Source organism: Luteimonas suaedae, assembly GCF_008312895.1.
In the GTDB taxonomy this organism is placed as follows: domain Bacteria; phylum Pseudomonadota; class Gammaproteobacteria; order Xanthomonadales; family Xanthomonadaceae; genus Luteimonas; species Luteimonas suaedae.
Genome location: NZ_VSSP01000022.1, coordinates 15,856 through 27,563, shown reverse-complemented (window position 1 = coordinate 27,563; position 11,708 = coordinate 15,856). Strand labels below are relative to the sequence as shown.

Sequence of the window (11,708 nt, the reverse complement as noted above, 5' to 3'; positions counted from 1 at the left end):
GATTCGTGATTCGTGATTCGTGATTCGTGATTCGTGATTCGTGATTCGTGATTCGTCAAATGCTAGCGCACCCCGGCTCCCGCTCTTGCGAATCACCAATCACCAATCCCCAATCCCGGCCCTCAGGGCTTCGGCCCCTGCCCCTCGTTGTCCTCCCACTTGAGGATGCGACGGGTGACGAAGCGGTACACCGGCTTGCCGGTGCGGAACCAGGCGTCGCGCAGCCAGGAATGGCGCTTGAGCACGCGCCGCTCCACCGGCGTGAGCGATTCGCGGCAGTACATGCGCTTGTGCTTGAGCAGGTGGCGCAGGTCCTCGCGCGCCAGCAGGCGCATCCAGCGCGAGCGCGGATCGCCGACGGTGGCGAGCTGGAAATCGATGATTCCGGGACTGCCGTCGTCCTGCACCAGCCAGTTGGCCTCCTTGGCCAGATCGTTGTGCGCCAGTCCGCGGCGGTGCAGGCCCTGCAGCAGCCGGCGCGCGCGATGGAAGTACTGCAGGTCGCCGCGCGGCGGCCGCTGGTACATCGCCGCGCCCGCCATGTAGCTACGGTCGAGGCGGCGTCCGTCCCAGCCCAGCAGCCGCGGCGTCGCCGGCATGCCGTCGATCCGCAGCAGCGCCCGCGCCTCGCGCCGCGCCAGCCACCATGCCGGCAATCGCAGCCACAGCGGCACGTGCGCCAGGTCGCGGCGCACGAACATGCCGTGGGCATCGCGCATCAGCGCGATGCGGCCGAAGCTGTCGGCCTTGAGGGCCTGGATCTCGATGGCGTCTTCGCGGGGCATCCGCTCATTGTAGGGGCCGTGGTAGCGGCTGCGACGGCCAGCAGCATCCGCGACATCACGACGCACCGCAGCTGAGCGGCCTGCAACGCTGGTCCAGCGACGGCGCGCCGCGTCGCCGCCGGCTGCCATAATTGCGCGATGACCGACGCCTGGTTCGACAGTCTCCTCGCCTGGATCAGCGCGCACCCGGTCGCCGCGGGCGGTCTGATCTTCCTGATCGCGTTTCTCGATTCACTGGTGGTGCTCGGCATCGTCGTGCCGGCGTTGCCGCTGCTGTTCGCGGTGGGCGCGCTGATCGGGCTGGGGCATATCGACGGCCCCTACGCCATTGCCTGCGCCGCAGCGGGCGCCTTCGCCGGCGATGCCTTCAGCTTCTGGGTCGGTCGTCGCTGGGGCCCGCAGATGCACGAGCAGTGGCCGTTCCGGCGCTACCCGCAGCTGCTCGAGCGCGGCGAGACGCTGTTCCGCCGCCACGGCACCAAGAGCATCCTGATCGCGCGCTACGTCGGCCCGGTCCGGCCGTTCGTGCCGGCGATCGCCGGCATGCTGCGCATGCCGCTCAAGCGGTACCTGCCGATCAGCCTGTTCGCGGCGGCGACCTGGTCGGCGGCGTTCCTGGCGCCGGGCTGGCTGTTCGGCGCCTCCTACGACGCCGTGGCCGCCGTCGCCGACCGCCTGGCGCTGGTGCTCGGCGCGATGCTGGCGGTGCTGGCGCTGGCCTGGGCCAGCGTGCTCTACACCTGGCGCTGGTTCGACGGCCACGCCAGCGCCTTGCTGGTCCGGGCGCTGAAGTGGACCCGCGCGCATCCGCGGCTCGGCCGCTACGCCGCCGCACTGATCGATCCCAATCGGCCGGAGTCGCCGTCGCTGGCGATCCTGGCGGCCTGCCTGCTGGCGATCGGCTGGGCCTGGTTCGCGCTGCTGACCACGGTGCTGATGCGCGGCGAGCCGCTGATGCTCGACCGCAACGTCTACGAATTCATGATGACACTGCGCAATCCACTGGCCGACCGCCTGCTCGCCGGACTGGCCTCGATCGGCGATGCGACGGTCCTGGTCCCCGCCGCCGGCCTCGCCATGCTGTGGCTGCTGTGGCGGCGGCGCTGGATCGCGGCGGCGCACTGGCTGGCGGCGCTGACCTTCGGGCTGGTGCTGACCACCGTGCTGGAGCGCCTGATCGACATGCCGCAACCGCCGATCGCGCACAGTGGTTTCGGCTTCCCCTCGATGTCGGTGACGATGTCGACGATCACCCTGGGCTTCTTCGCGGTGCTGATCGCGCGCGAGTTGCCGGGCCGCTCGCGGGTGTGGCCGTACCTGGTCTCCGGCGCGGTGGTGGCGCTGCTCGGGTTCGCCCGCATCTATCTCGGCGCACACTGGCTGAGCGACGTGGTCGGCGGCATGCTGCTGGGCATCGTCTGGCTGCTGGCGCTCGGCATCGCCTACCGCCGCCACGTGGCGCGCTCGTTCTGGATGCGTCCGCTCGCCCTGATCTTCTACGGCAGCTTCGCCGCCGCCGCGCTCTGGCACGCACCACGTGCCGCCGACCCGCTGCTGTCGAGTTTCGTCCCGCCGCTACCGAGCCTGGCGATGACCCCGGCGCGATGGTGGCAGGACGGCTGGCGGCAACTGCCGTCGCGGCGCAACGAACGCGACAGCGAGCAGCGTTGGCCGCTGGACGTGCAGGTCGCCGGGCCACTGCCGCCACTGCAGGCGCACCTGGAGGCGCGCGGCTGGCAGGCGCAGGCGCAGGCGGACTGGACCGCCGCACTCGGCCTGCTCGACGACGACGCCGCACCGGCACAGCAGGTGGTGCTGCCGGCCACGCTGGACACCGAGGCCGAGACGCTGCTGCTGCGCCGGCCGGTCTCCGCCGGCCGCATCCAGGTGCTGCGGCTGTGGCGCGCGCCGGCCCTGCTCTCCGACGGGCTGCCATTGTGGGTCGGCTCGGTACAGACGCTGCAGTACACGCGGCCGTTCGGCGTGGTCGGCCTGTGGCAGCCGCAGGCCGACGCACGTGAAGCGTGGCGGCGGCTGCACGCCGATGTCGACGGGATCGACGCCCGCGTCGGGCTGCACCCGCACTCGGGCGTGCCGGTGCTGCGGGTCCGCGTCGGTACGGCCGCCGACGCGCCGATCACTCCTCCGACACGAACTCCAGCAGCTGCTGCAGCCGAAGATGCGGATCGGTCTCCTGCAGGAGCCCCTGGCGCTGGGCGTCGCTGAGCGGCAACAGCTCGGCCAGGCGCCAGCCGACCCAGGCGGCATCGTCGAAGCGCGGTTTCGGAATCGCGGCGACGTCGGTGCCGACCTGCTCCAGGATCCGCTGCAGCAACTCGCCCAGCAGCGCGTGCTGTGGCTGCAGCGGCTCTTCGCGATCGTCAGCCAGCCAATCGATGCCGGCCACCACCAGGCCGTTGTCGCGCACCCGCGTCCGGCGCACGTGAAAGCGCCGGGCGCCGCGCACCCGCAGCGCCAGCAGGCCGTCGGGGTCGCGGTCGAAGTCCTCGATCAGCGCTTCGGTGCCGTAGGCGGCGGGCATCGCCGGCGCCCCTGCTTCGGCGCCCTCCAGGATCAGGCAGACGCCGAACGTGGCGCCGCTGCGGCCGCAATCACGCAGCAGATCGAGATAGCGCGGCTCGAACACGCGCAGGCCGAGCGCCGCACCCGGCACCAGCACGGTGTGCAGCGGGAACAACCCCAGCGAAGGTCCTGGATCGTCCATGCGTCTGTTGTGCCACGGATCGGCTCGGATGAACACCGGGGGGATCGGGGATCGAGGATCGGAAGAGCGTATCGCTCCTGCTCGTCATCCCGGCGAAGGCCGGGATCCATTGCTCTTCCTAATCCCGATTCCCCATTCCCGATTCCCCATTCTCGGCCCTGAGCGCGGCCAACAATCGCCGTGGTGCGTCGTCGAAGCCGCCGTTGGACATGAACACGACGTGGTCGCCGTCGCGCAGGCATTCGCGCAGCGTGGCGATCAGGCGTGCGACATCCGGCACCGTGCGCGCGTGGCCGCGGACCGCGTCGACCACCTTGGCGGCGTCCCAGGTGAGTTCCGGCCGGTGCAGGAACACCACTGCGTCGGCGTCGGCCAGCGACGGTGCCAGTGCATCGGCATGCGCGCCCAGCCGCATGGAATTGCTGCGCGGCTCCATTGCCACCACGATCCGCGCCGCCCCGACCTTCGCCCGCAATCCCGACAAGGTGGTGGCGATGGCGGTCGGGTGATGGGCGAAATCGTCGTAGACGGTCACGCCGCCGATCTCCCCCAGCCGCTCCATGCGCCGCTTGACGCTGCGGAACGCCGCCAGGGCGGGAATCACGCCGGCCACGTCCACCTCCAGCGCCGCGCAGGCGGCCAGCGCCGCGAGCGCGTTCATCACGTTGTGACGCCCGAGCAGTGGCCAGCGCACGGTGCCGAGCTCGCGCCCCGCCCGCAGCACCGCGAAAGCGCTGCCGTCGGCCTCCAGCAGGCGCGCGCTCCAGTCGAAGTCGCCGTCCAGGCCGAAGCGCTCGACCGACGTCCAGCAGCCCATCGCCAGCACCTCGGCCAGGCGCGCGTCCTCGCCGTTGACGATCAACCGGCCGCGCCCGGGCACGGTGCGCACGAAATGGTGGAACTGGCGCTGGATCGCGGCCACGTCCGGGAAGATGTCGGCATGGTCGAATTCGAGATTGTTGAGGATCGCCACCGCCGGCCGGTAGTGCACGAACTTGCTGCGCTTGTCGAAGAACGCGGTGTCGTACTCGTCGGCCTCCACCACGAAGGCCTTGCCGGTGCCGATGCGCGCCGACATGCCGAAGTCCTCGGCGACGCCGCCGATCAGGAATCCCGGCTCGCGTCCGGCCGCCTGCAGCAGGTAGGTGAGGATCGTGGTGGTGGTGGTCTTGCCGTGGGTGCCGGCGACGGCGACGGTGTCGCGGCCGGGCAGCACCTGCTCGGCCAGCCACTGCGCGCCGGAGGTGTAGCGCAGCCCGGCATCGAGCACGTGCTCCACCGCCGCATTGCCGCGCGAGAGCGCATTGCCGACGACGATCGCGTCACAGTCGGGAGCGATGTGCCCGGGCTGGTATCCCTGCTTGAGCGCAATGCCGAGCGACTCGAGCTGGGTGGACATCGGCGGATACACCGCCTGGTCGCTGCCCTCGACCGTATGCCCGAGCTCGCGCGCCAGCGCTGCCACGCCGCCCATGAACGTACCGGCGATTCCCAGGATATGGATCTTCATGATGCTTGGATTCCCGATGTCGCGCGCTCGAGGAACGGAGCGGCTCCCGTACGGCGCCAACTCGCCATCCCCTCCGCACCCCTCACCACGCCAGCCCTAGGTTCAACAGCAGCAGCACCGCCGCCATCCCGCCCATGATCGCCATCGTCATCGCCCGCGACGCCGCCAGCGCCTGCCGCCACAGCCGGAACCAGTAGCGCAGCAGCCAGGCCAACGCCGCCAGCTGCAGCATCAGCACGCCGACGACGGCGAGCAGTATCCGGCCGGCCGTGGCGGGCTCGGGCGGCGGCAGCGCTGCCAGCCATGGCAGCGGCGCCATCACCGCCGTGCGCACCGCAGCTGCCATCGCCAGCGCCTGCAGTGCCGGCAGCAGCAGCGCACGGCGCCGGAACACCCGCAGCAGCAGCCAGCACAGCGCGATCTCGACCACCGCTTCGACCGGTGCGGCGAGCAGGCCGCCGCGCGTTGGTCGCGGCGCCAGCAGATCCACCGCCAGCATCATCGCCAGCGCCACGGCCCACAGCGCCAGCGTCGGCAGCCACGCGGGCGGCAGCGCCTGCAGCGATCCGCGCAGGCACAGCCACCGCAGCCACGGATTCGGCAAGACTCAACCGGCGGGGGTCGCCGCCGGCGCGATCGCTGCGAGGATGCGGTCGAACACCTCGTCCAGCGAACCGACGCCATCGACCACCGTCAGCTGGCCGTGCTCGCGATAGAACTCGATCACCGGCGCGGTCTGCTCGTCGTAGACCTGCAGCCGCTTGCGCACCGACTCGGGGCGGTCATCGGCGCGGTCTTCGGCCTCGGCACGGCCGGCCAGGCGTTCGATCAGCAGCTCGTTGTCGACCTCCAGCTGCACCGCGGCGTCGAACGGCTGTCCGAGGCGCTGCAACAGCGCGTCCAGCGCGGCGGCCTGGGCCAGGTTGCGCGGGTAGCCGTCGAGGATGAAGCCGCCGCGGGTGTCGTCGCGCGAGAAGCGCTCCTCGAGCATACCGAGCAGGATCTCGTCGGAGACCAGATCGCCGCGCGCCATCACTTCCTTCGCCTGCAATCCCAGCGGCGTGCCGGCGGCGACTTCGGCGCGCAGCAGGTCGCCGGTAGAGATGTGCGGCACGTTCAGCGCGTCTTTCAGTCGCGCCGCCTGCGTGCCCTTGCCCGAACCGGGCGCACCAAGAAGAACCAGTCGCATCGATCGCTCCAGACCAACGGGGATTCGGGTCGTCGCCGGTGGCGTTACACTGCCCAGGGCGCGCCCTCGCTGGCGCCAGCTTACCGTATCCACGCCGTCTCTCCGGCATCCGCCCGTCAACGCGAGTCCCCCCATGCCCTCCGGAACCCTGCTCTATGCTCAGTCCGGCGGCGTCACCGCCGTCATCAACGCCACCGCTTCCGGCGTCATCACCGAGGCCCGCGCCCGCAAGATCAAGGTGCTGGCCGCCCGCAACGGCATCCTCGGCGCCCTGCGCGAGGAACTGATCGACACGTCCAAGGAGACCTCGTCGGCCATCCGCGGCCTGGCGCACACGCCGGGCGGTGCGTTCGGTTCCTGCCGCTACAAGCTGAAGTCCCTGACCGAGGACCGCGCCAGGTACGAGCGCCTGCTCGAGGTGCTGCGCGCGCACGACGTGCGCTGGTTCCTCTACAACGGCGGCAACGATTCGGCCGACACCGCGCTCAAGGTCTCGCAGCTGGCGGCCGAGTTCGACTACCCGCTGACCTGCATCGGCGTGCCGAAGACGATCGATAACGACCTCGCCGTCACCGACTGCTGCCCCGGCTTCGGCTCGGCGGCCAAGTACACGGCGGTGTCGGTGCGCGAGGCCGCGCTCGACGTGGCGGCAATGGCCGACACCTCGACCAAGGTCTTCGTCTACGAGGCGATGGGCCGCCATGCCGGCTGGCTGGCCGCGGCCGCGGGTCTGGCCGGTCAGGGGCCCGACGATGCGCCGCACATCATCCTGTTTCCGGAGCGCGCCTACGACGAGCAGGCCTTCCTGGCCCAGGTGAAGAAGGTGGTCGACCGGCTCGGCTTCTGCGTCGTGGTCGCCAGCGAGGGCATCCAGACCGCCGATGGCCGCTTCGTCGCCGACGCCGGCGGCGGCACGGACTCGTTCGGCCACACCCAGCTCGGCGGCGTCGCCTCGACACTGGCCGCGAAGGTCAAGGACGCGCTCGGCTACAAGGTGCACTGGACCCTGCCCGACTACCTGCAACGCTCGGCGCGCCACATCGCCTCGCAGACCGACCTGCTGCAGGCACAGGCGGTCGGCAAGGCCGCGGTGCAGTTCGCCCTGGCCGGGCGCAATGCGACCATGCCGGTGATCCGACGGACCTCGGACCAGCCCTACCGCTGGAAGATCGAGAGCGCGCCGCTGACCAAGGTGGCCAACCATGAGAAGAAGATGCCGGCCGGGTTCCTGCGCAAGGACGGCTTCGGCATCACCGCCTCGGCGCGCCGCTACCTGGAACCGCTGATCCGCGGCGAGGCCTACCCGCCCTACGGCCGCGACGGCATCCCCGCCTACGTCACGCTGAAGAAGGTGCTGGTGAAGAAGAAGTTGCCCGGCTGGGACGACTGACCGGTTGCAGACGACAGCGGTGGGCCAAGGCCCACCCAATCACCCCGCATAGGGTGGACCTTGGCCCACCGCAAAGGGGACTTCCCCGACCGCACACGCCGCATCTGGAATAATGCCGGGCTTTCGCATACGAGTCGCCGCCATGACCCGCAAGACCGTCCTCAACGACAGCCACCGTTCGCTCGGCGCCAAGATGGTCGACTTCGGCGGCTGGGACATGCCGCTCAACTACGGCTCGCAGATCGAGGAACACCACCAGGTCCGCCGCGACGCCGGCATGTTCGACGTCAGCCACATGACCGTGGTCGACCTGCACGGCGCACGGGTGCGGCCGTTCCTGCGGCAGCTGCTGGCCAACTCGGTCGACAAGCTGAAGAAGCCGGGCAAGGCGCTGTACAGCTGCATGCTCGATCCGCGGGGCGGCGTGATCGACGACCTGATCGTCTACTTCCTCGCCGATGATCACTTCCGGCTGGTGGTCAACGCCGCCACCCGCGCCAAGGACCTGGCATGGATCGGGGAACAGGCCGCGGGCTTTGGCGTCGACGTCGTCGAGCGGCCGGAGCTGGCGATGATCGCGGTGCAGGGACCGAACGCCCGCGACCGGGTCGTCGCGCTGCTGCGCGAGGACGATCGCGAGCGCGCCGCCAAGCTGTCGCGTTTCGCCGCGACCCAGGTGCAGTCGGCCTCCGGCGCCGGCCTGTTCGTGGCCCGCACCGGCTACACCGGCGAGGACGGATTCGAAATCGTGCTGGCGGAAGCCGACGCCGTCGGTTTCTGGAACGCGCTGCTGCAGGCCGGGGTGAAGCCGGCCGGACTCGGCGCACGCGACACCCTGCGCCTGGAGGCCGGCCTGGCGCTGTACGGCCAGGACATGGACGAGGACGTCTCGCCGTACGAGGCCGCACTCGGCTGGACCGTGACGCTGGATGAAGGCCGCGCGTTCATCGGACGCGAGGCGCTCGAGCGGCAGCAGGCCGAAGGTGCCGCGCGACAACTGATCGCCGTGGTGATGGACGAGCGCGGCGTGCTGCGCCACGGGCAGCGCGTGCTCGGTGCCAGCGGCGAGGGCGAGATCCTGTCCGGCACGTTCTCGCCCACGCTCGGCAAGGCGATCGCCTTCGCGCGCATCCCCGCCGGCGATCCCGGCGAGGTCCGCGTCGACATCCGCGGACGCGAGGTGCCGCTGCGGGTGGTGAAGTTCCCGTTCGTGCGCGACGGCCAGGCGCAGCCGGGCGTGCTGGCGTAGCACCGGACGACCGCACCCGCGTCGTGTCGCCGCGTCGGCGCCGGACCTACAATGCGGCCTCGGCCGCCCTTGCCCGATCGCCATGTCCAACCGCCGCACGATCGACTACTACTTCAGCCTGATCTCGCCGTGGAGCTATCTCGGACACGCGGCGCTGCATGAGGTCGCGCGCGCCGCCGGCGCCGCGATCGACTACCGTCCGGTGCGCATCATCGACCTGTTCGCGGCCAACGGCGGGGTGCCGCTGGGGCAGCGCGCGCCGGCGCGGCAGCGCTACCGGTTGATCGAGTTGCAGCGCTGGCGCGCTGCGCGGGGACTGCCGCTGAACCTGTCGCCCAAGCACTATCCGCTCGACATCGCCCTTGCCGATCGCGTGGCGATCGCCCTCGCCGAACGCGGCGAGGATCCGGCCGGCTACACCGCCGACGCCTATCGCGCCCTGTGGGCCGAGGACCGGGACCTGGCGGATCGCGACGTCCTCGCCGCGTTGCTCGCAGAGCGCGACCACGATGCCGCCGCGGTGCTGGCGGCGGCGGACGGCGAAGCCGCCGGAGCGTGCTACCGCCGCAACACCGAGATGGCCATCGCCGCGGACCTGCCCGGCCTGCCCGGCTATGTCGTCGACGGCGAACCGTTCTGGGGACAGGACCGGATCGAACAGCTGCAGGCGATGCTCGCCGAGGGCCGTCCGCCGCTGCGCGGGGGCTGACAACCCCGCCATCTCCTTCGCTACACTAGCGCCTGCTTCCACCACCGCGACCTGCAAACCCGGAGCCCACCCATGAGCGAGATCCCAGGCGACCTGAAGTTCATGAAGTCCCACGAGTGGGCGCGCGTCGAAGACGACGGCAAGGTCACGGTGGGCATTTCCGATCACGCGCAGGGCCTGCTCGGCGATCTGGTCTACGTCGACCTGCCGAGCGTCGGCGACAGCATCGAAGCCGGCAACGCCGCCGCCGTCGTCGAGTCGGTGAAGGCAGCCTCGGACGTCTACGCGCCGGTCTCGGGCACCATCGTCGCGGTCAACACGGACCTGGCCGACAAACCCGAGACCATCAACGAGGACGCCTACGGCGAGGGTTGGATCTTCGTGGTCCAGGCCGATGACGGTGACCAGCTCAACGAGCTGCTCGATCCGGACGCCTACGCCGCGCTGCTCGAGGACGACGACGCCTGAGTGCTCCGTCCCGGGCTTCCGGGACGATCCTCGTCACGCGCCGCACCGCATGCGGCGGCCCGGACCCGCAATCGCGGAATCCGCGGCATGCCCGACACGTCGCACCGCCCGCGTCGCCGGGGCAGACGATCACGTTCCCCTTCCTCGGCGGCCGGCGGCGCGGCGCTCCGACGCCCGCGCCCGGACTTCACCGCGAAGGTGCGACGCCCTGCCGGCATGCACCCGCGCCTGCTCCCCGCTCGACATCTTTTTGGCATGCCGGAATGCCGACGACCCATCTCCCACACCCGTTCTTTCCGATCGCCGCGAACGCCGATGTCACGACCCGCGCGCGATCGATTCGGACAGTTCGGAGTCGGCGATACGTGTCGCGCGAGTCGCCTGGAAGCACGCGAGAGTTCGCGCACTTTCGCGCAAATGGGGTTGTGCGACGCGATAACGAACGTTCTGCCTGACTGTCACCGAACCGTTTCCGGCGCCCTGTCGGGACCGTCGCAGACAAGGCGCGTGCATCGTGCCGACTTGCAGCGAGGCGCGCACCTTCAATCTTTCGCTTCGACGAAAGCGCTAAAAAAAAGCGGTTTCCTGCACGCACGAACGGCCGCCGCCGCCGCCGCCGCCGCGTTGCGTGCACCTGTCGCGCTTGCCTTCGACGCATGCGGCAGGTCACGGGCCGCTCCGGCGTCGCAAAATAATTGTGTCGGGGTGTTGACAGTTGAAAAAACCGTGATTAGGTTTCGCCCAAGCAGACGTTGCTGCAGGAACGAGTGATCCGCACCCAGACGAAAACGCACCACACAACTCAGCCTTCCGCCCCGAACTTGCCAAAGGTGGAATCAGTCTTCGTCTCTCCTGCAAAAACGCGACCCTTCATGACACCGCACCCGCGACGCATCGCGTCGTGGGTGTTTTCGTTACGACGCGGCACTGTCCGCGTACCCGTCCGCGATGGCGCGGACGGCACTGAATCCGTCCCGATGCGCGGTGCGCGTCGGCGGTTGATCGCGGGTCCGATACCCGTGATGCGTTTGCGTACTGGGCCTTAGAAGCAACAGCAAGTCCACTGACGAGGAGAGCCATCACATGGCCACGAAAAAAGCTGCAAAGAAACGCCCCGCCAAGAAAGCGGGCAGAAAGGTAGCGAAGAAGGCCGCCAAGAAGGCCGTCCGCAAGACCGCCGCCAAGAAGGCCACCCGCAAGGTCGCCAAGAAGCGTCCGGCCACCCGCAAGGTAGCCAAGAAGAAGGTCGCTAAGAAGAAGGTTGCGAAGAAGAAGGTCGCAAAGAAAAAGGTTGCCAAGAAGAAGGTAGCCAAGAAGGTAGCCCGCAAGAAGACCGCCAAGAAGGCTGCGAAGAAGGTCGCCAAGAAGCGCCCGGCCAAGAAGGCAGCGAAGAAAGCCACCAAGAAGCGCGCCAAGAAGGCCGCCAAGAAGAAGCCGGCCAAGAAAGCCGCTAAAAAGAAAGCCAAACCTGCCAGACGGAAAGCGGCCCCGGTGGTGATTCCCGCCGCACCCGCACCGTTGATGTAAGCAAGTCCCGATTGTTCGTAATCAAGACTCCTCCTCCGCGCGCCCAGGCGGAGGGGGAGTTTTTTTATGGATTGGCCTGCGGAAGCCCGGCCGGCAGAGAGGGCCGATGCGGGCCGCCGCCCTGGTCAGCGCACGGGCGGCGTCGCCGCCCGTGGG

The 11,708-nt window shown here is 69.6% G+C and carries 12 protein-coding genes; 6 read left to right on the top strand and 6 right to left on the bottom strand.

The features are described 5' to 3' along the window. Window positions 1-122: 122 nt before the first annotated feature. Window positions 123-785, bottom strand: coding sequence for a phosphotransferase (locus tag FXO19_RS18565; RefSeq protein WP_149196609.1), 663 nt, complete (start codon window positions 783-785; stop codon window positions 123-125). A gap of 138 nt (window positions 786-923) precedes the next feature. Between FXO19_RS18565 and FXO19_RS18560 the strand changes: the two genes are divergently transcribed. Further along, window positions 924-3,011 (top strand): bifunctional DedA family/phosphatase PAP2 family protein, encoded by a 2,088-nt coding sequence (locus FXO19_RS18560; protein ID WP_149196608.1) that lies wholly within the window; start codon window positions 924-926, stop codon window positions 3,009-3,011. Here the strand turns inward: FXO19_RS18560 and FXO19_RS18555 are convergent. From FXO19_RS18555 to FXO19_RS18540, 4 genes are all read right to left on the bottom strand, one after another. Continuing rightward, window positions 2,923-3,510 (bottom strand): LON peptidase substrate-binding domain-containing protein, encoded by a 588-nt coding sequence (locus tag FXO19_RS18555; RefSeq protein WP_149196607.1) that lies wholly within the window; start codon window positions 3,508-3,510, stop codon window positions 2,923-2,925. The genes FXO19_RS18560 and FXO19_RS18555 overlap by 89 nt on opposite strands. 118 nt (window positions 3,511-3,628) lie before the next feature. Continuing rightward, on the bottom strand, window positions 3,629-5,020 hold the full coding sequence (gene mpl / locus FXO19_RS18550) for a UDP-N-acetylmuramate:L-alanyl-gamma-D-glutamyl-meso-diaminopimelate ligase (protein ID WP_187775853.1): 1,392 nt from the start codon (window positions 5,018-5,020) through the stop codon (window positions 3,629-3,631). Window positions 5,021-5,102: 82 nt separating this feature from the next. After that, window positions 5,103-5,624: a hypothetical protein gene (locus FXO19_RS18545; RefSeq protein ID WP_149196606.1), complete on the bottom strand. Its 522-nt coding sequence runs from the start codon at window positions 5,622-5,624 to the stop codon at window positions 5,103-5,105. Between the two features lie 3 nt (window positions 5,625-5,627). Next, a complete protein-coding gene (locus FXO19_RS18540) occupies window positions 5,628-6,209 on the bottom strand; it encodes an adenylate kinase (RefSeq protein ID WP_149196605.1) in 582 nt (193 codons plus the stop codon). Between the two features lie 133 nt (window positions 6,210-6,342). Here FXO19_RS18540 and FXO19_RS18535 point away from each other — a divergent pair, with 133 nt between their 5' ends. The 4 genes from FXO19_RS18535 to gcvH all read left to right on the top strand — a co-directional run bounded on the left by FXO19_RS18535 (window position 6,343) and on the right by gcvH (window position 10,025). Then, entirely contained in the window at window positions 6,343-7,599 is a 1,257-nt protein-coding gene (locus FXO19_RS18535) for a 6-phosphofructokinase (RefSeq protein WP_149196604.1), read from the top strand. A gap of 142 nt (window positions 7,600-7,741) precedes the next feature. Then, window positions 7,742-8,848 carry a glycine cleavage system aminomethyltransferase GcvT gene (gene gcvT, locus FXO19_RS18530; RefSeq protein ID WP_149196603.1) on the top strand — a complete coding sequence of 369 codons (1,107 nt, stop codon included), beginning with the start codon at window positions 7,742-7,744 and terminating at the stop codon, window positions 8,846-8,848. An 82-nt stretch (window positions 8,849-8,930) separates the two neighbouring features. Then, window positions 8,931-9,557, top strand: coding sequence for a 2-hydroxychromene-2-carboxylate isomerase (locus tag FXO19_RS18525; RefSeq protein WP_149196602.1), 627 nt, complete (start codon window positions 8,931-8,933; stop codon window positions 9,555-9,557). A 72-nt stretch (window positions 9,558-9,629) separates the two neighbouring features. Continuing rightward, on the top strand, window positions 9,630-10,025 hold the full coding sequence (gene gcvH, locus FXO19_RS18520) for a glycine cleavage system protein GcvH (protein ID WP_149196601.1): 396 nt from the start codon (window positions 9,630-9,632) through the stop codon (window positions 10,023-10,025). Between the two features lie 542 nt (window positions 10,026-10,567). Here gcvH and FXO19_RS18515 read toward each other — a convergent pair. Beyond that, window positions 10,568-10,819, bottom strand: coding sequence for a hypothetical protein (locus FXO19_RS18515; RefSeq protein ID WP_149196600.1), 252 nt, complete (start codon window positions 10,817-10,819; stop codon window positions 10,568-10,570). A 289-nt stretch (window positions 10,820-11,108) separates the two neighbouring features. On the opposite strand from FXO19_RS18515, the gene FXO19_RS18510 reads away from it, so the two are divergent. Continuing rightward, window positions 11,109-11,552, top strand: a complete 444-nt coding sequence (locus tag FXO19_RS18510) for a hypothetical protein (protein ID WP_149196599.1) — start codon at window positions 11,109-11,111, stop codon at window positions 11,550-11,552. Window positions 11,553-11,708 lie beyond the last annotated feature (156 nt).

What these genes read in the sequence shown, in the direction of transcription:
- FXO19_RS18565 (WP_149196609.1), bottom strand. Translation starts at nt 785, where the DNA reads ATGCCCCGCGAAGACGCCATCGAGATCCAGGCCCTCAAGGCCGACAGC.
- FXO19_RS18560 (WP_149196608.1), top strand. Translation starts at nt 924, where the DNA reads ATGACCGACGCCTGGTTCGACAGTCTCCTCGCCTGGATCAGCGCGCAC.
- FXO19_RS18555 (WP_149196607.1), bottom strand. Translation starts at nt 3,510, where the DNA reads ATGGACGATCCAGGACCTTCGCTGGGGTTGTTCCCGCTGCACACCGTG.
- mpl (WP_187775853.1), bottom strand. Translation starts at nt 5,020, where the DNA reads ATGAAGATCCATATCCTGGGAATCGCCGGTACGTTCATGGGCGGCGTG.
- FXO19_RS18540 (WP_149196605.1), bottom strand. Translation starts at nt 6,209, where the DNA reads ATGCGACTGGTTCTTCTTGGTGCGCCCGGTTCGGGCAAGGGCACGCAG.
- FXO19_RS18535 (WP_149196604.1), top strand. Translation starts at nt 6,343, where the DNA reads ATGCCCTCCGGAACCCTGCTCTATGCTCAGTCCGGCGGCGTCACCGCC.
- gcvT (WP_149196603.1), top strand. Translation starts at nt 7,742, where the DNA reads ATGACCCGCAAGACCGTCCTCAACGACAGCCACCGTTCGCTCGGCGCC.
- FXO19_RS18525 (WP_149196602.1), top strand. Translation starts at nt 8,931, where the DNA reads ATGTCCAACCGCCGCACGATCGACTACTACTTCAGCCTGATCTCGCCG.
- gcvH (WP_149196601.1), top strand. Translation starts at nt 9,630, where the DNA reads ATGAGCGAGATCCCAGGCGACCTGAAGTTCATGAAGTCCCACGAGTGG.
- FXO19_RS18510 (WP_149196599.1), top strand. Translation starts at nt 11,109, where the DNA reads ATGGCCACGAAAAAAGCTGCAAAGAAACGCCCCGCCAAGAAAGCGGGC.